This is a genomic window from Lonsdalea britannica (genome assembly GCF_002111595.1).
GTDB lineage: Bacteria > Pseudomonadota > Gammaproteobacteria > Enterobacterales > Enterobacteriaceae > Lonsdalea > Lonsdalea britannica.
Map to the genome: position 1 here is coordinate 1 of NZ_LUTN01000005.1, position 23,528 is coordinate 23,528.

A 23,528-nucleotide genomic window follows, 5' to 3' on the forward strand; every position below is an offset into this window, starting at 1 on the left:
TTTGCCGTGTCAGTGGGAGCGCATTATAGGGAGTTATTTCGGGCTGACAAGCGCTAAATGCAAAAAGATATTCAAGCGAGTCTTTTTCCATCAATACGTTGCAATAACCCTCATTATGCCTTTTTTTTCAGCGTTAATTGCCCGAATTGCTGAGCGAAATCGCGAACCTGATGCCAATCGGTATATTCAATCTCACGCGACGCATCCGTTTCTCCTCCCGTCATACGCATAATTAACTGAATCATGACGCGATCGAACCATCGATATCGGGGATAACGCAGCGCTCCCGCGAATACCGCCCCCAAGTCGGGCTTCCAGGGACAACGCAGTAAGAACTTGCGCGTATACGCATTGGTTTGCACCGTGTTTTTTTCCGGTTTGCGCGCCGTCAGGTTCACCGAGAAGAAAGCACTCGGCTTGTTTTGCAGTAAAACCAGATTGCGCTGGATGAACTGATCCAGCGCCGGTGCAAAGTGCCCGTAGCGGACAGACGCCCCTAAAAGGATTTTCTCATACTCAGACAGTTCGATTTTGTCGGCATCATCAATATTGACGACATCACAGACCTGCGTCTCTTTCAATTCATCAGCAATGACATTGGCGATCGCCTCTGTTTGCCCATCAGTCGTCGAAAACAGGATCAATGCTTTCATTCTAAGGAGTCCTCTTTTGTTATTCCCGCCAGAAGGTCGGCGTAAACAGCACCAACAGCGTGAATACCTCGAGACGACCAAACAGCATCGTCAAAATGAGTATCCATTTTGCAGCATCATTCATTGAGGTGAAGTTATCCGCCACCACGCCCAAACCGGGACCAAGATTGTTTAGCGTAGCTGCAACGGCGGCAAACGCCGAAAAATCATCAACGCCGGTCGCAATCACGGCCAACATGCTGACGATAAATACCAGCGCGTAGGCGGAAAAGAATCCCCATACAGCCTCAAGTATTCTTTCCGGCAACGCGCGTTGTCCCAGTTTGATGGTATAGACCGCGTTAGGGTGGACCAGCCTCTTCAGCTCACGCGAACCTTGTAAGAACAGCAGTAAGATACGGATAACTTTAAGTCCACCGCCCGTCGAGCCTGCGCAACCGCCGATAAAAGCTGAGCACAGTAGCAGTACCGGTAGGAATAATGGCCAGTGCGAAATACTGTCCGTCGTAAACCCTGCGGTCGTCGCCATCGAGACCACCTGGAAAAACGCCTGGTTCAGCGTATCCATCCCCGAGCTGTACACATTATGGAACCACAGCACGACGGTACAGACAGCGACCAGAGACATCTGGACAAAAATGAACATGCGGAATTCCGGATCGCGCCAGTACACTTTCAGGCTGCGCCCGCTCAATACCGCGAAATGAAGGCCAAAGTTACAGCCCGAAATTAATAGGAAAATGGCAATAATGGTATTGATGGTTGGACTATTAAAGTAGCCGATGCTCGCGTCATGAGTTGAGAAGCCCCCTATCGCGATCGTCGAAAAACTATGGCCGATGGCGTCAAATATCGGCATCCCCGCTAACCAAAGAGACAACGCACATAGCACCGTGAGCAGCAGGTAGATCAACCACAGCGTCTTAGCCGTTTCCGCGATACGAGGACGCATTTTGTTATCTTTCAGCGGACCGGGCATTTCTGCGCGGTATAGCTGCATGCCCCCGACGCCCAAAATCGGCAGAATAGCCACCGCCAACACGATGATCCCCATGCCGCCCATCCATTGCAGCATCTGGCGGTAAAACAGGATAGCTTTAGGCATCGAATCCAAGCCGACCAACGTGGTCGCACCGGTCGTCGTCAGGCCGGAGAAAGATTCGAAAAACGCATCCGTAATCGTTAAGTTCGGCCGGTCGGTAAACAGAAAAGGCAGCGCCCCGACACTTCCCAGCACCGTCCAGAACAGCACCACAATCAAAAAGCCTTCTCGCGCTTTAAGCTCATGGCGATGCTTGCGGTTAGGAAACCAGAGCACCAGCCCGATAATCAACGCGGCGATGAACGTCTGCGTAAAGGCTTTACCCGCTCCGTCGCGATAAATGAGCGCCACCAGGCCGGGGATAAACATAGTGCCAGAAAACAGGATGACCAGCAGGCCAACGATGCGGGTTATGGCGCGCAAGTGCATTACGGGGCCTTCCTTAACAAAAAGTTCAATGAGTTCGCGCTGGGATTATTGTGAAATTGGCAGTAATTGCAACGCACCGCGACTAATATCTCGCAATCGACGATCCGCCTCATCAGCGGCGTTTAAAGGCAACGCCAGTTGGAGCCTGACATCAGCGCCATACTCCGTCGACACAATCTGCCCTTCTAACTGACGCACGATAGCTTCGACGGGAGCCAGCAGCGGGTAATCACACTGTAGCTGATACTCCTGCAGCAACACGCGCTGCGTGAGTGTCATTTGTTTCAACGCCTGCTGCACACCACCGCCGTAAGCTCGTACCAACCCACCGGTGCCAAGCTTGACGCCGCCGTAATAGCGGACGACGACAGCCGCCACTTCGCCGATACCGCTGCCCATCAGCTGTGCCAGTATCGGTTTCCCCGCTGTGCCCGCCGGTTCGCCATCATCAGAGAAGCCCAACTGTTGAGAATCGTCGGGCGCGCCCGCGACATAAGCCCAGCAGTGATGAACCGCCGCAGGATGTTGCTCCCGCAAGGTATTGATGAAGGCTTTTGCCGCCTCTACGCCGCAGGCAGGGCTTATCACGCTGATAAAACGACTTTTTTTAATTTCTTCGCTGACGCTGACTTGCTCAGCCGGAACCGGATAAGAAGACATCAGTCGAGATTAAGCGCGCGAGTCAGGTTTTCGATACGCTTGTCGTGGATCACGACGTTATCTTCGATACGAATACCTCCCGCAGGGCGCAGCGCATCGATCTTCTGCCAGTTGAAGTGCTGACGAAGCGCGCCTGCGCGCCAAGGCTCCAGCAGAGAGTCGATGAAGTAAAGTCCGGGTTCGATAGTCACCACCATCCGGGGCTCCAGAATTCGCGTGCAGCGCAGATAAGGATAGCATTCGGGTGCAGCCAGCGTGGTGCCCGTATCGTCTTGCATAAACCCGCCGACATCATGGACCTGCAACCCCAGAAGATGACCCAGGCCATGCGGTAAAAATGGCCGCGTCATCCCTTGCTCAACCATCGCCTCCTCGCTAAGGCCGCCCACCAGCTTATGGCGCTTCAGCAGTCCGGCCAGCCGACGATGCATCTGCTCATGATATTCGGTATAGCGAACGCCTGATTTCAACGTATCCATCAACGCTCGCTGTTCATGGTTGAGATCTTTGACCAGCGCGGCGAAATCGCCGTCGTGCTGACCGGCATAGCTGCGGGTAATGTCCGCCGCATATCCGTTGTATTGCGCGCCGGCGTCAATCAAGAAACTGCGGATTTCGCCTGGAACGTGATGCTTCAGTTGGGTGTAGTGCAACACCGCGGCATGCTCGTTCAGCGCCACAATGTTGTCATAAGGCACGTCGCTGTCTCGATGGCCGGTCGCCGTCAGATAAGCGAGGTTGATATCGAACTCGCTCATACCGGACTGGAACGCTTCCAGCGCCGCGCGATGGCCCGATACCGCGGTTTTCTGCGCTTCGCGCATACACGCCAGCTCATAATCCGTTTTGTAGGCGCGGTAATAGTGAAGGTAGTTCAACACGCTCCGGGGATTGATGTGCTCAGGGGTGATGCCAAGATCGACTGCGCGTTGTGTGGCGCTGCCGATGTAGCTCACGTTCTGACGCGCCGCAGGCAGCGCATGACCGATATCGTCGGCATCTCGAAGCACCTGGATATCGAACTCTTTGGTCCAAAAGCTATCCGGCAGTGAAGAGACGCTGTGCCAAAAATCCACGGGGGAATAAAACCACAGGCGCGGCTTGTTCAGCCCATCGACCCACAGCCAACAGTTCGGCACCTGCGTCACCGGCAGCCAGGCTTTGAAATGCGGATTCACCTTGAACGGATAATCGTGGTCATCCAGAAACAGCGTTAACAGCTCTCCGGAGTGGATCAGCAACGCATCCAGATTGTCGCGTTCAAGCGCGGCTTGCGTGCGTTGTTGCAGCGTCACGACATGTTGATGATACAAAGAGGCCAGCGATTCCATCAGTATCTCCATCTACCACAGCGTATTTTTTATGTTAACACAGCGCCGGGGATCCGGCAGGGTCGCCCCCTGACGCAGGAGTACCACAGGGTGTTGTTACGCACTCCCACAGGCAAAGCCAAAGACGTCGCCGAACGGCGAAATGGAAGACGGACAATCAGCAATGATTCACGCACGAGCGGTTAGGACATACATAGGCAACCGGCCCCGTGATGTACGAAGCCGGTTATTGCGAAAGGAAGGTCTTAAATGAAGGAGAATGCGTCACCGAACAGACGTTCTTGCTGTGCGCCACGCTCGTTACAGAAACGTTCACGCGCGACTTTCGCCATTTCGAACCGACCCGCGATGTAGATATCATGATCCGCCAACGAGCCGAAGTCTTGCAGTACCGCGCTCAGCACCGTACCAGTGCGCCCACGCCAGCCGTCTTCCGCCTGTTCAACCACCGGCACAACTTGCAAATTCGGATGCTGTTCCGCCAGCGACTCCAGCGTACCCAAATCATAGAGGTGTTGAGGTTCCCGACCGCCCCAATAGATAGAGACCGGGCGCTGCGGCTGATGGGCCAGCACGGTCAGCAGGATCGAACGGACATAAGAGAAGCCGGTGCCGCCCGCAACCAAAATCAACGGACGATCGCTGTCGTCTCGCAGCCAGGCCTCGCCGTGCGGAACATCCACTTCCAGAGTGTCTTCTTTTAGAATGCGATCCATTACAGCCATCGCGTAAAGATTCATGTCCGACGCGCCAATGTGTAGCTCGATAAAATCGGTATCCATCGGCGTCGAAGCGATAGAAAACGGGCGCTTGTCCCGCTCGTCCATCACTACCATCAGATACTGGCCGGCACGGAAGGAAAACGGGGCTGAAGGTAATAAACGAACCCGATAAACCGTATCGGTAATCGTCTCTACTGATGTTACTTTACAGCTCAATGTTGTCATGCGTTCCCTCTGTAGGGTCATCTAAACGAAATGGGAAATGGCGGTAACGGTCGATTAGCGCCGCTTGCCGCTGTCATCGAAAATGGCTAACTCATCCCAGATGGCATCGATGCGGGCCACAACCTGCGGATCTTTGGTTATCGGTTCGCCCCACTCTCGTTGGGTCTCGCCCGGCCATTTATTGGTTGCATCCAGCCCCATTTTGGAGCCAAGCCCGGAAATCGGCGAAGCAAAGTCGAGATAGTCGATAGGCGTGTTTTCCACTAACAGCGTATCTCGTGCCGGGTCCATCCGCGTCGTGATCGCCCAAATGACATCTTTCCAGTCCCGGGCATTGATATCATCGTCGCAGACGATAACAAATTTGGTGTACATAAACTGCCGCAGAAACGACCACACGCCCATCATCACCCGCTTAGCATGCCCGGCGTACTGCTTCTTCATAGTAACGACCGCCAGACGGTAAGAACAGCCCTCAGGCGGAAGATAAAAGTCGACGATCTCCGGAAACTGTTTCTGCAGCAGCGGCACGAAAACTTCGTTCAACGCGACGCCCAGTACCGCTGGCTCATCCGGCGGACGGCCGGTGTAAGTTGAGTGGTAAATCGCGTTCTGCCGCTGAGTCACATGCGTCACCGTAAAGACCGGGAACTTATCGACCTCATTATAGTAGCCGGTGTGATCACCGTAGGGCCCTTCCTCCGCCAGCTCTCCCGGCTCAATGTACCCTTCCAGCACGATTTCCGCGCTAGCTGGCACTTCCAGATCGCAGGACAGACATTTCACCACCTCGGTTTTATGGCCGCGCAACAGTCCGGCAAAGGCATATTCGGATAACGAATCCGGGACTGGCGTCACCGCGCCGAGGATTGTCGCCGGATCGGCTCCCAGCGCCACCGCGATGGGGAAACGTTCACCGGGGTGTTCCTGACACCATTCCTGGAAGTCGAGCGCACCGCCCCGGTGAGACAACCAGCGCATGATCAGTTTGTTTTTACCCAGCACCTGTTGGCGATAGATACCGAGATTCTGGCGCTCCTTGAACGGACCTCGGGTGACCGTCAGTCCCCAGGTGATCAGGGGGGCCGCATCGCCCGGCCAGCAGTGCATCACGGGAATTCGCGTCAGGTCCACGTCGTCCCCCTGCCACACATGCTCCTGACAGGCAGCGGACGACACACGCTTCGTCGGCATGTTCAGGACCTGACGGAAGCGGGGAAGTTTGTCCATCAAGTCACGGAATCCACGTGGCGGTTCAGGCTCTTTCAAAAATGCCAGCAGTCGGCCGACATCCCGCAACGCGCTGACGTCATCCTGCCCCATTCCTAATGCAACGCGTTTCGGCGTACCGAACAGGTTACACAAGACCGGCATGTCGTAGCCGATCGGGTTTTCGAACAGCAGCGCCGGACCTTCGGCTCGCAGGGTGCGATCCGCGATCTCGGTCATTTCAAGATGAGGATCGATGGGCTGGGTAATGCGTTTCAACTCACCCTTATCTTCGAGAAGGGAAAGGAATTCACGTAAATCACGGTATTTCATGCTGATCATCAGGACGTTCGGTGGTGCACTTATTATAAAGTTTCTTCTACAAACTGTCGCTTCCTGCGGACGCTATTTATCCCGAGCCGCTTTTGTTATTCTGGCCGAAAATTGCAATAGATTAGTGAAATTATGGAATCCTGGTATCTACTTTACTGTAAGCGCGGGCAGTTGCTGCGGGCAAAAGAGCATCTGGAGCGTCAGACGGTCAACTGCCTGAGCCCGATGATTGCCGTTGAAAAGATTGTGCGCGGAAAACGTACCGAGGTCAGCGAGCCCCTGTTTCCAAACTATCTGTTTGTCGCATTCGATCCCGAGCACATTCACACTACCACGATTAGCGCAACGCGCGGCGTCAGCCACTTCGTGCGCTTTGGCGCGCTGCCCGCGGTGGTGCCACAGGGTGTCATTGACGAACTCGCGCTGAATCCAACGCTAGTGATGACAGATCCGGAGACGCCTCAGCCGGGCGACACCGTGACGATTACGGAAGGGACATTCAACGGGCTGGAAGCCATCTATGCGGAGCCCGATGGTGAGGCACGCTCTATGCTGCTGCTTAACCTGCTGAATAAACAGGTTAAGCAGAGCATCGATAACCGCCAGTTCAAAAAATGCTGACGGTGATTGCCGTTAGCGCTGCAGAGATTCCTCACGCAGCCACTGCGCCACGCGTTTCGCGAAGTAAGTCAACACGCCATCCGCACCGGCGCGTTTGAAGCACATGAGGGACTCCATCACCACCGGCTGTTCCTGCAACCAGCCGTTTTGAATCGCCGCCATCTGCATCGCATATTCACCGGAAACCTGATAGGCGAACGTCGGCACTCCGAAGGTCTCTTTCACCTGACGGACCACATCGAGATACGGCATACCCGGTTTCACCATCACCATATCTGCGCCTTCCTGCAGATCCTGGGCAATCTCCTGCAGCGCTTCCGCGCCGTTCGCCGGGTCCATCTGATAGGTTTTCTTGTTGCCGCCTTTCAGGTTACCGGAGGAACCCAACGCATCGCGGAACGGGCCGTAAAAACAGGAGGCATACTTGGCCGAGTACGCCATGATCTGGGTGTTAACCAGTCCCTGCGTTTCCAGCTGGCTGCGAATAGCGCCAATACGGCCGTCCATCATGTCGCTGGGGGCCACGATTTCCGCGCCTGCGTCTGCATGAGATAGCGCCTGGCGAACCAAGATGGTTTTCGTCACGTCGTTCACGACATAGCCGTCGTCGTCGATGATCCCATCCTGACCGTGGGTGGTATAGGGATCTAACGCTACGTCCGTCAACAGTCCCAGCTCAGGCACCGCAGACTTCAACGCACGCACCGCACGTTGTACCAACCCATCCGGGTTGTAGGACTCTTCTGCGTGCAGCGACTTTTTATCCGCCTCGATCACAGGAAACAGCGACAGCACCGGAATACCCAGTTTTGCGACAATCTCCGCTTCCTTCACCAATTCGTCGATCGACAAACGGAAAACGCCCGGCATGGAAGGCACTTCCTGACGTAGCCCCTTTCCTTCCATGACAAACACAGGGTAGATGAGGTCATTTACCGTCACCTGATTTTCGGCCACCAGTCGGCGGCTAAAGTCATGACGACGCAGTCGGCGCAGACGTCGTCCAGGGAATGCGCCGGGAAAAGCAGTGCTCATAGAATTATTCTCCAGTCGAACCCAGCCGGAAAACCCGGCGGGCATTGTCATCCGCCATTTCCCCCAGCCAAACGGCGTCTTGTCCGCGCCAGGCGGCAACCTGCCGGATAATATGGGGAAGATGACAGGGCTCATTACGTCGGGAAGTCGGTTTAGGATCTAAATCCCGCGGTAGCAAATAGGGCGCATCCGTTTCCAATAGCAGCCGCTCATCTGGAATGTGCGGCAGCAGTTCGCGCAACGCCAAACCCCGGCGTTCATCGCAAACCCAGCCGGTGATGCCTACCATCAATCCGGCATGCAGGCAGTCGTCCAGTGCCTGACGATCTCCCGTAAAACAGTGAACAACGGCAGCGGGCAGCTTATCCAGCCACGGCGTTAATAATGTCATAAAGCGTTCGTGCGCATCGCGACAGTGCAAAAACACCGGCAGAGACAGCTCGGCCGCAAGTGCCAGCTGTGCGCTGAACGCCTGTTCCTGCTGTTCGGGAGAAGAGAAATTACGGTTAAAGTCCAGACCACATTCGCCAATAGCGACAACCTTATCATGCTGACCCAACCGGTGAATGTGTTCCGCCACCGCGTCTGTCCACGTGCTGGCGTCATGGGGGTGAACGCCTGCGGTCGACCAGCAGTAATCCGGAACGGCTTCGCTCAATGCCAGTGCCTGCGCGCTTTCCTCGGCGCTGGTGCCGGTGATCAGCAGACCGGTGACGCCCGCCTCGCGGGCACGCTGCACGACCTGTTCGCGATCTTTATCGAACTGTGAGCTGGTGAGGTTAACTCCAATATCAAACATTAACGTCAGTCCTGCGATTAACATCCGTTGTCCCGTCAGTCACGAGACCCTCAAAAAACAACACCTCTCGACGAGAGGTGTCCAATATGACGTTTTAACCGCGCTGCGGCGTCGCCGGCATTTCCAGCGAACTCTGCCGTTATGAGGCAGGGTCTTCCGGATTTTCCTCGTCATTCCGACGTCCTTTACCGACGTAGAAACGGGCAAAAAAGACCCCTATCTCAAACAACAGATACATCGGTATCGCGAGCAGCGTTTGGGAAAAGACGTCCGGTGGCGTCAGCAACATGCCCACGACAAATGCGCCAACCAGCACGTAGGGACGTTTTTGCTTCAGCTCTTGCGGTGTCACCACGCCACTCCAGCACAACAGCACAATCGCCACCGGCACTTCAAACGACACGCCAAACGCCATAAACAGCGCCATGACGAAATCCAAATAATTATTGATATCTGTCGCAATCATCACGCCAGCGGGCGCCGTCTGGGCGAAGAAACTGAACGCCAGCGGAAAGACGATGAAATAAGCGAACGCCATGCCGAGATAGAACAACAGGCTGCTGGAGAACAACAGCGGCATCATCAGGCGACGTTCATGCTTGTACAGCGCAGGCGCGACAAAGGCCCAGACCTGATATAGCACCAACGGCGCGGAGGCAAACACCGAGACAATCAGGGTCAGTTTGATAGGGGTAAAGAACGGCGAGGCGACATCGGTCGCAATCATGCTGGCGCCAGCGGGCAGCTGTTTTATCAACGGTGCGGAGACGATCTGGTAGATATCGTTCGCGAAATAAACCAACACCACAAAGACTGCCAGTACACAAAGAATACTATTCAGCAACCGCTTACGAAGCTCGATCAAATGGCTGATCAGCGGCTGGGTTTCATCAACGGCCATAGATTAATGATCATCACGTGGTTGAGAGGGGGACGAAGGCGTAACGGCAGGCGATGAGGTTTTCACCTTGCCAGACTCGCCCGCGATGTTGTCCGCGGTTTGACTCTGGGCCTCGACGGTTTTTTCCGTCACCGGAGACACCGGCGCCGTTTCGTGGTCGATCACGCCATCATGGGCAGCCTCGGGGTCGTTCAACGGCTGGCTAGGCGCATTGCCTTTCGTTTCTTCATCCAGCGTGTAGCTACGCTTCATGGAATCCGCCGCTTCCTTCAGCTCGTCCATTGACGCTTTGAGTTCAGGCGAAAGATTCTCCAGGTTGCTGGCTTGTTCCACTTTCTTCAGGCTTTCCTGCAACTCTTGCAGTTTCATTTCCTGAACCAGTTCGTTTTGCACCGTTGACGCCAGAGAGCGTAAAGCGCGAATCCAGCCCACTACCGTTTTTACCGCCACTGGGAGACGCTCCGGACCTAACACCACCAGTCCGATAACCATCACCAACAGCAGTTCGCTAAAGCCGATATCAAACACCGATTACACCCGCTCTTTTGACTGACTCTTTTCTTCCTGCTTCGTTTCAGGCTGCTGTTCAGCAACGGTTTTCGTGTTGAAATCCGCGTCCTGCTGCTGCTGCGCCTTTTCATCCGAGGCAGACGTTTGATCGTCGCTCATGGCTTTCTTGAAACCTTTGATGGAAGCACCGAGATCCGAACCTAACGTTCTTAATTTGTTGGTCCCGAACAGCAGCACCACGATGACCGCGATGATCAACAAATTCCAGAGACTAATACCGCCCATGTCACTACCTCTTATGCAAAGGGATTATCAAACTGCCGTGTTTTATAACGGCAATCATGCTACTGATTACGATCTTATTCAACGCGTACAGCGCCAACCCACAATCCAGGCAACAATCCCAGCGGCGATCATGCCAGAAGGCACAATGTTCGCTTCAATATGGCTGGCCAGCAAGACCGTACCGCTCACCAACAGCGCCGCGCCGACGCCAAGAAGATAGCGAGACTGACCGTGCCGTACCCGCTGAACGCGGAGTTCATTCGCTAAGTGTTCCATACTTTCACGCAGCTTCTTGTGCTGGCGAAGTCCGTCATAGAGCAGTTCAGGAATTTCAGGCAATTTTTCCGCCCAAAACGGAGCTTTTTGTTTAAATGCGCGCACCATGGCGGGTATACCCACCTGGTCTTTCAACCAGGTTTCGAGAAACGGCTTGGCCGTTTTCCATAAATCCAACTGCGGATACAGCTGACGCCCAATACCTTCGACGTAGAGCAACGTCTTTTGCAGCAAGACCAACTGCGGCTGAACTTCCATATTGAAGCGGCGCGCCGTGTTGAAGAGGTTCAATAATACATGACCGAAAGAAATTTCTGCTAACGGCTTTTCGAATATGGGCTCGCAGACGGTACGAATCGCGAACTCAAACTCTTCGACATTGGTGTCCGCAGGCACCCAGCCGGAATCGACATGCAGTTCAGCCACACGACGGTAGTCTCGGTTAAAGAAAGCGATAAAGTTTTCCGCCAAATAGCGTTTATCTTCCTTATTCAAGGAGCCGACAATACCGCAGTCAATGCCGATATAAAGGGGATCTTCGGGGTGCTCGTAGCTGATGAAAATGTTGCCGGGATGCATGTCAGCATGGAAGAAACTGTCGCGGAAAACCTGGGTGAAAAAGACTTGAACCCCGCGTTCCGCCAGCAGGGGCAGATTCACGCCGTGCGTTTTCAACGCTTCCATATCCGACACCGGAATACCGTAAATCCGCTCCATCACCAGTACCCGCTCGGTGCAATAGTCCGAATAGACCTCCGGCACGTACAGCAGTCCGCTGTTTTCGAAGTTGCGTCGTAGCTGTATGCCGTTGGCGGCTTCCCGAAGGAGATTCAACTCATCCAACAGCGTTTTTTCATATTCCCGCACCACTTCGCGAGGCCGCAAGCGACGGCCGTCCGGCATCAGTAGGGGCAGCCAACTGGCCAGCCGTTTCATCAGTCTAATGTCGGCCTGAATGACGGGAAGGATGTCCGGGCGAATGACCTTAATGACGATATCTTTACCCGTTGATTTCAACTTCGCCGTGTGCACCTGAGCGATGGAAGCCGAAGCCAACGGTTTGGCGTCAAAATCGTCGAACCAGTTTTCCAGCTTGCCGCCCATCGATTTTTCGATTTGCTGACGCGCCAGCTCGCCGTCGAAAGGCTCAACCTGATCCTGCAATTTCGCTAGCTGGTCGGCGATGGCAGGAGAAAACAGGTCACGCCGGGTAGACATCATCTGACCGAATTTGATCCAGACCGGCCCCAAATCTTGCAGAGCCAGACGCAGACGCTCGCCCAAGGATTGATCTTGATGACGATTAGGCAACCAGAATAACAGTCGACGTACGACACGGACAGGAAGCGTCAGCGGCACGCGTGGGATCAGTTCGTCAAGTCCGTAGCTCAGTAGTACCCAGACAATGCGATAAAGGCGAATTAATTCCCCCGGCGTCATCACGTTTCCTCCAGTTTTGACAATCTTTCAGACAGTGCGTCCACCGCGTGATCCAAGGCCTCGACTTCGTCCCCGAACCACATCGCCTCCAGTTTTCCCGGAAGCAGCCGCCACTCTTCGGTCAGCGTTTCCGACAGATAATGCCGTTGGCGGCAAAGAAGTCCGCTGACGGCGCCGACCGTTTTACGGGCAGTCTGACTCAGACCTTCCGCAGCAATATCTCCTACGTAAGGCGCCAGCCATTCCGCCGGATCGATTTCTGCCAGATCGAGCAGCGCGATGAATTGCTGTGCCACCTGAATATCACCTTCCAACGTCAGTTCGCCGCTGCGCATCAACGCAGACAACTGCTGACGATCACGCAATTGAATCAGCGCAGACAGTTGGGTGATCAACTGGCAATCCGGCGTCGACGCCCACTGGCTGACGACGTCCAGCCGCTCTTCGCTGAAAATCAGCACCAGCGGCGCACGCAGCTCGGCGATATCGATACGCAGCGTTTTTCCGTGCAGGCGCTGACGGGCGGCCTTCATGCTCCGATCACGAAACAGTAACTGGTTGAGCGCCGTTTCCAGCGCCGCCGTCAGCACAGGCATTATCCGCATTGGCATATTCAGACTCAGAATTTAAATCCGCGATGCAGGGCAACCACCCCACCGGTCAGATTGTAATAATTGACGTTGTCGAAGCCCGCGTCGCCCATCATGGACTTCAGCGTGTCTTGATCCGGATGCATGCGGATAGACTCCGCCAGATAGCGATAACTGCCGGCATCGCGCGCCACCATTTCGCCGATGCGCGGCAACACGTGGAAAGAGTAGAGATCGTAGACTTTGCTCAACGCTTTCGTCGTCGGTTTGGAAAACTCCAGCACTAAGAGACGACCGCCCGGTTTTAATACGCGAAACATAGAGCGCAGCGCCTGCTCTTTTTCGGTCACGTTGCGAAGGCCGAACGAGATGGTGATGCAATCAAACGTGTTATCGGGGAACGGCAAGGCCTCTGCGTTCGCCTGCACGTAGCTGACGTTGCCGATGACGCCTTTGTTACGCAACTTCTCGCGGCCTACCTGCAGCATCGACGCGTTAATATCCGCCAACACCACTTCCCCTTCCTCGCCGACCAGACGCGAGAATTTCGCCGTCAGGTCGCCGGTGCCGCCAGCCAAATCCAGTACGCGTTGGCCGCGATGGACACCGCTGCATTCGATGGTAAAGCGTTTCCAGATACGATGGATGCCGAAAGACATCAGGTCATTCATCAAGTCGTACTTTGCCGCCACAGAATGAAAAACGTCAGCAACCATGGTCTCTTTGTCGTCTTTCGCCACGGTGCGATAACCAAAGTGCGTTGTTTTCTCCGAATCGTCTGCCATGTTATCCGCCTGCTATTGTCAAAATCTGGGTCTCCCCCACTTACGAAGAGTGTAACAGACCCCGCTTAAAAGCCACTGCCCTTCTTTGCCGCTGGGGGCTGATGCGCGGGTGTATCAGCCCGCGCCCCGTCAGAAGTTTACACCGCCCCCATAGGCGCGCTAACCGGATTTTTCGTCATGAAACGTGTCACTCGGCGTATCGTCGTCGGTATGAGACGCCACGCCCACCACATCACTATCCGCGATCAGCGAGGTTTTAATGGGCCGCTTGATTTCAACGCCGAGAGAACGAAATCCCTCGGCCTGGCCGATCAAGTTTCCACGACCGGACGCGACTTTTTTCATCGCCTGATGATAGCTGCTTTGAGCCCGGTCCAGATTTTGTCCTAACGTGGTCATATCGTCGACGAACAGCCGCAGCTTGTCGTATAGCCGGGACGCCCGCTCTGCGATTTGTTGCGCATTGCGACTTTGCTGCTCATAGCGCCACAGGTTGTTAATGGTGCGAAGCGCTACCAGCAGCGTGGTCGGACTGACCAACATAATGTTATTTTTGAGCGCCTCGGTGATCAGCTCAGGCTGTCGGTCGATGGCCAGCAGAAATGCAGGCTCCACGGGAATAAACATCAGCACATAGTCGAGCGAACGCAATCCCGGAAGCTGCTGATAATCTTTGCTGCCGAGCAATCGTATATGGCTGCGTATAGAGACCAAATGTTCATTGAGCGCGGCGCTCCTGTCGAGGTCGTCTTCGCTATTGAAATAGCGTTCATACGCCACCAGCGACATTTTGGCGTCGATCACCACGTCTTTTCCATGCGGCAACCGGACGATGACATCAGGCTGCATCCTGCCGTTGCTCCCGGTCTGTATGCTGACCTGCGTCTGATACTCATGCCCTTCCCGAAGCCCGGAGCTTTCCAGCACCCGACTCAGGACGACTTCGCCCCAGTTTCCCTGCGTTTTGTTGTCGCCTTTCAGCGCCTGAGTCAGGTTAACAGCCTCCTGCGTCATGCGGGCGTTAAGCTGCTGGAGATTGCGGATTTCGTGCGCCAGCGTGTGACGCTCGCGGGCTTCTTCGCCAAAACTCTCTTGTACCTGACGGCGAAAACCGTCGAGCTGTTCCCGAAGCGGCGTCAGCAACCGATCCAGGCTCAACTGATTCTGCTGGTCGACCTTCCGGCCGCTTTGCTCGAAAATACGGTTGGCCAAATTTTCGAACTGCGCCGACAGGCGCTGCTCGCTGTTGACCAGCAGGCGCTGTTTTTCTTCCGCCGCCAGCCGCGTCTCCTCAAGGCGGATCGTTACCTCGCGCAATTCCGCTTCCTGAGCGCCATTGGCCTCCCGCAGCGCGCGAAGTTCCTGATTGAGCTGTTCGCATTCGGCCCGCAGCGCCGTCATTTGCAGCAGCTTTTCCTGACCTGCCGCCAGTTGGCCGTGCAAAAGCCGAAGCTCGCGCTCTTGATCGTTCAGTCGCGTTTGATCCTGCTGGCGCGCCTCCCGGCTCTCGCTCAGGGCCTGATGCGCCTGCTGGAGGGATTGCTCCTGCAACTGTCGTTCGGTTTCGTAGCGCGTATGACGCTGCTGTTGTAATAAACTCGCCACCAGCCAGCCGATCATCAGACCGACAACGCCTCCGCCAATGCCGTAAAAAAGGGTGATTACCACACCGCCTCCGGGTTCTCTTGCCGCTGCCCGTCAAGGTAAAAGCATGCTGTATGGATGTCCAGAAAGGATTCAGGTCATTGCCGGAATTTGAAGGAAAAAAGGGAGGAAATACGATGCGGATTCAAGAATGGATGAAACGGAGGCGGAAAAATCCGCCTCCTTCGTTCATCAGGATAAGCTTTGCTTCGCTGCCGCGATAGCCGCCGCGACCTGCTGCGGAGACACGCCGCCTTGCGCCGCACGCTTGTCCAGACAGGACTGCAGCGACAGCACCGGATACACGTCGTCTTCAATGACGTCGCTGAAGTTTTTCAGTTCGTCCAATGACAAGGCTTCCAGCGCGGTTCCCTGACGGATAGCTTCTACCACCACCTCGCCCACAATATGGTGCGCTTCACGGAACGGAACGCCTTTTGCCACCAGATAATCCGCCAGTTCGGTGGCGTTGGCATAGCCCTGTTCTGCCGCTTCCTGGCAACGAGGGCGCTTAACCTGAATGCCTTCCAGTACCAGTGCGGCCATCATCAGGCTGTCGTGCCAGGTATCCAGCGCATCAAACAGACCTTCTTTGTCTTCCTGCATGTCCTTGTTGTAAGCCAGCGGCAACCCTTTCAGCGTGACCATCATGCCCGCCAGCGCGCCCTGAACGCGTCCGCATTTGCCGCGGATCAGCTCCAGCGCATCCGGGTTTTTCTTCTGCGGCATCAGGGAGGAACCGGACGTCACACGGTCAGACAGTTCGACGAATGCGGCTTCCCCGCTGTTGAAGAAAATCAGGTCTTCGGCGAAACGCGACAGATGCACCATGCCGATAGACGCGTTGGACAACAGTTCCAGCACATGGTCGCGGTCGGACACCGTATCCAGACTGTTGCGTGTCGCAGAGGCGAAACCGAGCCAGCCTGCCAACTGTTCACGATCGATGGGATAGCCGTTCCCGCCAGCGCGCCGCAGCCCAGCGGACTGACGTCCAGACGAGCCAGCGTATCGGCTAAACGGCTTTCGTCACGCGCCAGCATTTCGTGGTAGGCCAGACACCAGTGAGCGAACGTTACCGGCTGAGCGCGTTGAAGATGCGTGTAACCCGGCATGACCGCATCCTGGTTCGCCTCCGCCGTCGCCACCAGCGCCTCGCGCAGATGCCGAAGGGTCTCCCTCAGTTCACCGATTTGCGCTTTGCACCACAGTTTCAGGTCAGTGGCGACCTGATCGTTTCGACTACGGCCGGTGTGCAGCTTTTTGCCCAGATCGCCCACCTTCTCAATCAGGCGTTGCTCCACCCAACTATGAATATCTTCGGCATCGCTTTGCACAATAGCCTGCGGATCGGCCTGAACTTCCTTTAACAGGACCGTCAGCGCCTGTTCCAACTGCTGCTGTTCCTGTTCGCTCAGTACATTAACCGTCACCAGCGCTTTAGACCACCCGATGGAGCCCGTGATGTCCTGTTCCGCCAAACGGTAATCGAACCGCAGTGAATCGTTGAACTGTTTGAAACGTTGATCTGCTGCCTGACTAAACCGTCCGCCCCACAAAGCCATAACTTTAACTCCCGGTATTAAATGATTGCGAGCGGATGGCACTCCATCGCCCGCCAGAAACGCTGTCTTACGCTGACTCGCCCAAGACGGGCAAGTCAGCTGTTAATAACGCAGTATTACGCCGAAATACGTGTGCCGATGGAGACGCCGTTAAATAACGCCGGCAGTTGCTCGGCATGACGCCAGCTGGCGATATCCACGGGACGACCCAGCGCGCGCGCGGCGTCGAGCGCGGCATTGACCTTGACCACCATGCCGTCGGTGATGATGCCTTGGGCGACCAGCGTCTCGGCTTTCTCCGCCGTCATTTCTTCGATGCGCTGACCTTTGCCGTCCAGAATACCGCTAACGTCAGAGAGCAGAATCAGATCCGCGCCCAGCGTCTGAGCCAGCGCCGTCGCCGCCTGATCGGCATTAACGTTCATCAGTTCACCCTCAGCGGTGATGCCGATGGAGCTGATGACCGGCAGATAACCCGCCCCCAGCAGCGTCGTCAGCAGAGCGGGAGAACCCGCGTCCGCTTTGCCGACATGACCCAGCGCTTCATCCAAACGCGTCACCACCGTACTCCCGCCGTCAGCCAGACACAGTCCGACCGACTGGATACCGTGCTTAACCGCCCATGACAACAGCGTTTTGTTCGCGGAACCCGCTAACGCGCCGGTGATGATGTCGATTTGATCGGCAGGCGTAACGCGCAACCCCTGCTTTTTCACGACGGGCAGCGACAGCTTTTTCATCAGGTCGTCGACCAGACAACCCCCGCCGTGCACGATAACCAGAGGGCGCTGATGCTGCTGGCGATACTCAACCAGCGCGTCGAACAAACGCTCCAGCGCCTCTTCACTATCCAACAGTACGCCGCCTAGCTTGATAATTAACGGATTCATGGGTCTTTGCGCCTCAGAAATAATCAGAGTAAGGACTGGGTTTCAGGGAAACCAAAACGAATATTCATGCACTGTACCGCTTGCGCCGCCGCGCCTTTCAGCAGGTTGTCTTCGGTGGATACGACGATCAAATGTTCATCCTGCACCGAGAAACCGATGTCGCAAAACGGTAAGCCGACGACGGATTTCAGCGCCGGAATACCTTTAGCGTAGAGCCTGACTAACGGCTTGTCGTGGTAGGCGTTGTAGTAGGCTTCAGCCACATCCTGCGCGGTCACGCCGGGACGCAGGCGACAAGTGATTGTCGCCAAAATACCGCGCGGGAAATTGCCCAGATGCGGGGTAAAAATCACCGGAATACCCAGATGCGCGGCAATTTCTGGCTGATGCCGATGGGTAAACAGGCCGTAAGGCTGCAGGCTGACTTCGCAGAAGCTGTTGGTCATGGTGGCTTTACGTCCGGCGCCGCTGACGCCGCTGGTGGCGTCGATGACGGGCCACTGATCGGTATTCAGCAGACGGCTTTCCACCAACGGCTTCAGCGCCAGCTGAGACGCCGTGGGATAGCAGCCCGGCACGGCGATCAGCTGCGCCTGTTTGATCTCTTCAGCCTGCCACTCGGCCAGACCGTACACGGCCTGCGCCAGCCAGTCGGCATGCTGATGGTCGAAGCCGTAATAGCGGCTGTAAAAATCGGCGTCCTGCACACGAAAGGCCCCGGACAGGTCAAATACGGTGCAACCCGCCGCCAAAAACTGCGGCGCCAGATCGTGGCTCACCTTGTGGTCAGTGGCGAGAAACACCACGTCGACGCCTTTAGCCGCGTCAGCAACATCAGTGAGCGGCTGGACAGGCAAATCGATGATGCCTTTAAGCTGAGGATGCAGATCGGAGAGTGATTTTCCCGCATCTACACTTTGCGCTGAAACCGCCAAAGCGGTTATGTTCATCTGAGGGTGACGGTTCAGGTACAGTGCCAGCTCCGCGCCGGTATAACCACTTGCACCAACTATCAACGTATTCAACATGAGATCCGTATACCTTTGTTATATCGCGATCGGTGAGACGAGAGCCGGGGACTAACGCGGATAAGCCGCTCCCCCCACGATGCCAGAAAAAAGCATAAGCGCGGTCCGCGCCGCAGTTTGTGATTTTCTTTCACCTGGCAATACTGTATTTTTATTCACAAAAAATGCATGAATATTGATACTATTCAAACCAGAGGCTGTCAACAGTGAAGATGAATTTACCCCCTTTTATTGAGCTGTACCGGGCATTAATCGCTACGCCATCCATTAGCGCCACCGATAGCGACCTGGACCAAAGTAATGAAACCTTAATCAACCTGTTGGCAGGCTGGTTTACCGATCTGGGCTTTCATGTCGAAGTCCAACCCGTTCCCGGAACGCGTCATAAATTCAACATGCTGGCGCGCCGGGGTGAAGGCAGCGGCGGGCTGCTGCTGGCGGGCCACACCGATACCGTACCGTTTGACGACGGGCGCTGGACGCGTGATCCCTTCACCCTGACCGAACACGATAATCGGCTTTATGGCCTGGGCACCGCCGACATGAAAGGGTTCTTCGCTTTCATTCTGGATAGCTGCGCGATATCGACCCTGCTACGCTCTCCAAACCCCTTTATATTCTAGCGACGGCAGACGAGGAGACCACGATGGCGGGCGCCAAATTTTTCTCCGAGTCCACGCGCATCAGACCGGATTGCGCCATCATCGGCGAGCCCACTTCGCTACAGCCGGTGCGCGCGCACAAAGGCCACATGTCCAAAGCAATCCGCATTCAGGGCCAGTCAGGCCACTCCAGTGACCCGACGCGCGGGGTCAATGCCATCGAACTGATGCACGAGTCCATCACACACCTGATGACATTGCGTAATACCCTGCAGGAGCGCTATCACAACGCCGCGTTCCATATCCCCTACCCGACGATGAACTTCGGGCATATACACGGCGGCGACGCGGCCAACCGTATCTGCGGCTGCTGCGAACTGCATATGGATATCCGCCCGCTGCCGGGCATGGCGTTGAACGATTTCAACGGGCTGCTGACCGAGGCGCTCGAGCCGGTCAGTTCCCGCTGGCCGGGGCGTCTGACCATCAACGAGCTGCATCCGCCTATTCCCGGCTATGAGTGCCTCGCCGACAGTCCTTTGGCGCAGGTGGTGGAAAAGTTGCTGGGGCAACCGACGGAAGTCGTGAATTACTGTACCGAAGCGCCGTTTATCCAGCAGCTCTGCCCGACGCTGGTGCTCGGCCCCGGCTCCATCAATCAGGCGCATCAGCCGGATGAATATATCGACACGTCGTTCATCAAGCCGACCCGCACGCTGATCGCACAGCTGATTCATCGTTTCTGCCAGCATTGATCCCTCGGTCTTGCCTGTCGTCGACGGGCAAGGCTCTCTCTTTCCTACCCGTAAGCCACCTTCGTTTTTCCACCGAAGTCCGGCCGCCCGAGGCATCAAGGACAATCCACAGCGCCTTCACGCTGCTCTCTGTGTAAAAATTTATTCTGAATAATCGGGAAATAAGCAGTGATGAATGCTATCAGGGCGGGCTATGCGCGAAATAAAAAACCACAAAAGAGAGTCAAATTGGCACGATTAATTACGTGAAAACGCAAAAACCATGCTATTTGATGGGTTTTTACGCCAATGAGGTGTCCCGCCAACCCTTGTCCTGCCTGGGTTCATTGGGGGTTAATAAGCTAGTCTTATCTTAGCGATCGGGTGATTAAATTTCGCAAATTGCCTTTTCCCTACAGAAACGGTTACAACTGTAAAGATAGTGCTCAACACAGATGGGCGCGATCCTCCATTGCCAGACAACAGCATCACTCCACTTTTGAAGCGTAATATTTTTACAGGACAACGAGAGACGGGTCAGGACAAATATGAATGAACAATATTCCGCAATGCGCGGCAACGTCAGTATGCTCGGCAAATTGCTTGGGGACACCATCAAAGACGCATTGGGAGAAAACATACTAGAGCGTGTTGAAACCATTCGAAAACTTTCCAAAGCCTCCCGCGCAGGCAGCAATGAGCATCGGCAACAGCTGCTGAATACGCTGCAAAACCTTTCTAATGAAGAACTTCTGCCCGTCGCGCGCGCGTTCAGCCAGTTTCTCAACCTGACCAATACCGCCGAGCAATATCACACCATCTCTCCGCACGGAGAAGCGGCCAGTAACCCGGAAACGCTGGCGTTAGCCATCCGCCGTCTGAAAGACAGCGATCAACTGGACGAAAATCAGATCCGCGAAGCCGTGGAATCGCTCTCCATTGAGCTGGTCCTGACCGCGCATCCTACGGAAATTACCCGTCGCAGCCTGATCCACAAGCTGGGTGAGGTGAACCACTGCTTAAAGCAGCTCGATCACGACGATCTGGCGGATTATGAGCACCATCAGATCATGCGCCGTCTGCGTCAGCTTATCGCCCAGTACTGGCACACGGACGAAATCCGTAAAGAACGCCCAACGCCGGTCGATGAGGCCAAGTGGGGTTTTGCCGTGGTCGAAAACAGCCTGTGGGAAGGCGTTCCGGCCTTTCTGCGCGAGCTGGACGAACAGCTGGAGCAGGAGCTCGGTTATCGTCTGCCGGTAGAAGCGACGCCCGTCCGATTCACGTCATGGATGGGGGGAGACCGCGACGGTAACCCCAACGTCACAGCGAAAATCACTCGTCGCGTGCTGCTGCTGGGTCGCCGAAAAGCAGCGGCGCTGTTCCTGAATGATGTGCAGGAGCTGGTGTCAGAACTGTCCATGTCCACGTGTACACCCGAACTGCAGCAGTTGGCGGGCGGCGACAGCGTTCAGGAACCCTATCGCCAGATAATGAAGACCATGCGCGCCCAGTTGGTCGCGACGCTGAACTATCTCGATACCCAGTTGGAAGGAAAATCGGCTCCCGAGCCGCATAACCTTTTGGTCTGTAACGAGCAGTTGTGGGATCCGCTACACGCCTGTTACCGGTCTCTGCACGCCTGCGGCATGGGGATTATCGCCGACGGCCAGCTGCTGGATACCATGCGCCGCGTGCACTGCTTCGGCGTACCGCTGGTCCGCATTGACGTCCGTCAGGAGAGCACCAATCACACCGAGGCGATCGCCGAAATCACCCGTTATCTGGGGTTGGGCGACTACGAAAGCTGGTCTGAAGCCGATAAACAGGCTTTTTTGATCCGTGAACTGAATTCAAAACGTCCGCTGCTGCCGCGCCAGTGGGAGCCGAGCCCAGAAACGCAGGAAGTGCTGGATACCTGCCAGGTCATCGCACAAACCCCACAGAACGCTATCGCGTCTTACGTCATTTCGATGGCGCGCACCCCGTCCGACGTTCTGGCCGTCCACCTGCTGCTCAAGGAGGCCGGTTGCCCCTACACGCTGCCGGTAGCTCCGCTATTCGAAACGCTGGATGATCTGAACAACGCTGACAGCGTGATGACCCAGTTGCTGAATATCGACTGGTATCGCGGCGTGATCCAGGGCAAACAGATGGTCATGATCGGCTATTCCGACTCGGCCAAAGATGCAGGCGTGATGGCGGCCTCCTGGGCGCAATATCGTGCGCAGGACGCGCTGATTAAAACCTTCGAGAAATATGGCGTAGCGCTGACGTTATTCCACGGTCGCGGCGGCTCTATCGGCCGAGGCGGCGCTCCGGCGCATGCCGCATTGCTCTCGCAGCCGCCGGGAAGTTTGAAGGGCGGTCTGCGCGTCACCGAACAGGGCGAGATGATCCGCTTCAAGTTTGGCCTGCCGGAAGTCACCATCAGCAGTTTGTCGCTATATACCTCCGCGATTCTGGAAGCCAACCTGCTGCCGCCACCCGAGCCCAAGAAAGAGTGGCACCACATCATGGACGAGTTATCGCGCATCTCCTGCGATATGTACCGCTACTACGTCCGCGAGAATCCAGAATTCGTTCCCTATTTCCGCGCGGCAACGCCGGAGCAAGAGTTGGGCAAACTGCCGTTGGGCTCTCGCCCGGCTAAACGTCGTCCGAGCGGCGGGGTCGAAAGCCTGCGCGCCATTCCGTGGATATTCGCCTGGACGCAAAACCGCCTGATGCTGCCCGCCTGGCTGGGCGCGGGCGCGGCGTTGCAGAAGGTGATGGATGACGGCAAACAGGATCAGCTGGAAGCGATGTGCCGCGATTGGCCATTCTTCTCCACCCGTATCGGCATGCTGGAAATGGTGTTTTCCAAAACCGATCTGTGGCTGGCGGAATACTACGATCAGTGCCTGGTAGAAGAAAATCTGTGGCCGCTGGGTCAACAGCTACGCAGCCAGTTGGAAAAAGACATCAAAGCGGTGTTGACCATCTCCAACGACGACCACCTGATGGCGGACCTGCCGTGGATTGCAGAGTCTATTTCGCTGCGCAACGTCTATACCGATCCGCTCAACGTTCTGCAGGCCGAATTGCTGCATCGCTGTCGTCAGCAGGACACGCCGGATCCGGATGTGGAACAGGCCTTGATGGTCACCATCGCCGGGGTGGCTGCGGGCATGCGTAATACCGGCTGATGGCGGTCAGTCAAACGACGACGGCGGGCTT

General features: G+C 55.7%; 19 protein-coding genes and 2 pseudogenes. 3 read left to right on the plus strand and 18 right to left on the minus strand.

Annotated features, from left to right (window positions below; all coding sequences use genetic code 11):
- Nucleotides 1-113 precede the first annotated feature (113 nt).
- The 6 genes from hemG to ubiD form a co-directional block, all read right to left on the minus strand.
- Nucleotides 114-653 carry a menaquinone-dependent protoporphyrinogen IX dehydrogenase gene (gene hemG, locus AU509_RS05510; protein ID WP_085650799.1) on the minus strand — a complete coding sequence of 180 codons (540 nt, stop codon included), beginning with the start codon at nt 651-653 and terminating at the stop codon, nt 114-116.
- Between the two features lie 19 nt (nt 654-672).
- Complete coding sequence (trkH, locus tag AU509_RS05515; protein ID WP_085650798.1) at nt 673-2,124, minus strand: Trk system potassium transporter TrkH; 1,452 nt, start codon at nt 2,122-2,124, stop codon at nt 673-675.
- 45 nt (nt 2,125-2,169) lie between these two features.
- Entirely contained in the window at nt 2,170-2,784 is a 615-nt protein-coding gene (locus tag AU509_RS05520; RefSeq protein ID WP_094117857.1) for an IMPACT family protein, read from the minus strand.
- Nucleotides 2,784-4,115: a Xaa-Pro dipeptidase gene (gene pepQ, locus AU509_RS05525; protein WP_094117858.1), complete on the minus strand. Its 1,332-nt coding sequence runs from the start codon at nt 4,113-4,115 to the stop codon at nt 2,784-2,786. The genes AU509_RS05520 and pepQ overlap by 1 nt, the downstream gene beginning before the upstream one ends.
- A gap of 245 nt (nt 4,116-4,360) precedes the next feature.
- Nucleotides 4,361-5,062: an NAD(P)H-flavin reductase gene (gene fre / locus AU509_RS05530; RefSeq protein WP_085650796.1), complete on the minus strand. Its 702-nt coding sequence runs from the start codon at nt 5,060-5,062 to the stop codon at nt 4,361-4,363.
- Nucleotides 5,063-5,116: 54 nt separating this feature from the next.
- The gene (gene ubiD, locus AU509_RS05535; RefSeq protein ID WP_094117859.1) at nt 5,117-6,613 is read right to left on the minus strand and encodes a 4-hydroxy-3-polyprenylbenzoate decarboxylase; all 1,497 of its coding nucleotides are present in this window, start codon (nt 6,611-6,613) and stop codon (nt 5,117-5,119) included.
- Between the two features lie 123 nt (nt 6,614-6,736).
- Here ubiD and rfaH point away from each other — a divergent pair, with 123 nt between their 5' ends.
- Entirely contained in the window at nt 6,737-7,225 is a 489-nt protein-coding gene (gene rfaH / locus AU509_RS05540; RefSeq protein WP_085650794.1) for a transcription/translation regulatory transformer protein RfaH, read from the plus strand.
- Nucleotides 7,226-7,237: 12 nt separating this feature from the next.
- Here the strand turns inward: rfaH and hemB are convergent, their stop codons facing one another.
- From hemB to argC, 12 genes and pseudogenes are all read right to left on the minus strand, one after another.
- On the minus strand, nt 7,238-8,260 hold the full coding sequence (gene hemB, locus AU509_RS05545) for a porphobilinogen synthase (protein WP_085650793.1): 1,023 nt from the start codon (nt 8,258-8,260) through the stop codon (nt 7,238-7,240).
- Between the two features lie 4 nt (nt 8,261-8,264).
- On the minus strand, nt 8,265-9,059 hold the full coding sequence (tatD, locus tag AU509_RS05550) for a 3'-5' ssDNA/RNA exonuclease TatD (protein WP_085650792.1): 795 nt from the start codon (nt 9,057-9,059) through the stop codon (nt 8,265-8,267).
- Nucleotides 9,060-9,198: 139 nt separating this feature from the next.
- Complete coding sequence (gene tatC / locus AU509_RS05555; RefSeq protein WP_085650791.1) at nt 9,199-9,960, minus strand: Sec-independent protein translocase subunit TatC; 762 nt, start codon at nt 9,958-9,960, stop codon at nt 9,199-9,201.
- Nucleotides 9,961-9,963: 3 nt separating this feature from the next.
- Complete coding sequence (gene tatB, locus AU509_RS05560) at nt 9,964-10,488, minus strand: Sec-independent protein translocase protein TatB (protein ID WP_094117860.1); 525 nt, start codon at nt 10,486-10,488, stop codon at nt 9,964-9,966.
- 3 nt (nt 10,489-10,491) lie between these two features.
- Nucleotides 10,492-10,755: a Sec-independent protein translocase subunit TatA gene (gene tatA / locus AU509_RS05565; protein ID WP_094117861.1), complete on the minus strand. Its 264-nt coding sequence runs from the start codon at nt 10,753-10,755 to the stop codon at nt 10,492-10,494.
- A 78-nt stretch (nt 10,756-10,833) separates the two neighbouring features.
- Nucleotides 10,834-12,471 (minus strand): ubiquinone biosynthesis regulatory protein kinase UbiB, encoded by a 1,638-nt coding sequence (gene ubiB / locus AU509_RS05570; RefSeq protein WP_085650789.1) that lies wholly within the window; start codon nt 12,469-12,471, stop codon nt 10,834-10,836.
- A complete protein-coding gene (ubiJ, locus tag AU509_RS05575) occupies nt 12,471-13,076 on the minus strand; it encodes a ubiquinone biosynthesis protein UbiJ (RefSeq protein WP_094117862.1) in 606 nt (201 codons plus the stop codon). Before ubiJ ends, ubiB begins: the two co-directional genes overlap by 1 nt.
- A 14-nt stretch (nt 13,077-13,090) precedes the next feature.
- Nucleotides 13,091-13,846: a bifunctional demethylmenaquinone methyltransferase/2-methoxy-6-polyprenyl-1,4-benzoquinol methylase UbiE gene (gene ubiE, locus AU509_RS05580; RefSeq protein WP_085650787.1), complete on the minus strand. Its 756-nt coding sequence runs from the start codon at nt 13,844-13,846 to the stop codon at nt 13,091-13,093.
- A 159-nt stretch (nt 13,847-14,005) separates the two neighbouring features.
- Nucleotides 14,006-15,514: a DNA recombination protein RmuC gene (gene rmuC, locus AU509_RS05585; protein ID WP_094117863.1), complete on the minus strand. Its 1,509-nt coding sequence runs from the start codon at nt 15,512-15,514 to the stop codon at nt 14,006-14,008.
- 168 nt (nt 15,515-15,682) lie between these two features.
- Nucleotides 15,683-17,055, minus strand: a pseudogene (gene argH, locus AU509_RS05590) (argininosuccinate lyase).
- A gap of 116 nt (nt 17,056-17,171) precedes the next feature.
- On the minus strand, nt 17,172-17,945 hold the full coding sequence (gene argB, locus AU509_RS05595) for an acetylglutamate kinase (protein ID WP_094117864.1): 774 nt from the start codon (nt 17,943-17,945) through the stop codon (nt 17,172-17,174).
- A gap of 23 nt (nt 17,946-17,968) precedes the next feature.
- On the minus strand, nt 17,969-18,973 hold the full coding sequence (argC, locus tag AU509_RS05600) for an N-acetyl-gamma-glutamyl-phosphate reductase (protein WP_085650783.1): 1,005 nt from the start codon (nt 18,971-18,973) through the stop codon (nt 17,969-17,971).
- 206 nt (nt 18,974-19,179) lie between these two features.
- Here argC and argE point away from each other — a divergent pair.
- Together argE and ppc are read left to right on the plus strand one after the other, a co-directional pair.
- A pseudogene (gene argE / locus AU509_RS05605) lies at nt 19,180-20,330 on the plus strand (acetylornithine deacetylase).
- A gap of 527 nt (nt 20,331-20,857) precedes the next feature.
- Nucleotides 20,858-23,497, plus strand: coding sequence for a phosphoenolpyruvate carboxylase (ppc, locus tag AU509_RS05610; RefSeq protein ID WP_094117865.1), 2,640 nt, complete (start codon nt 20,858-20,860; stop codon nt 23,495-23,497).
- Nucleotides 23,498-23,528: the final 31 nt, after the last annotated feature.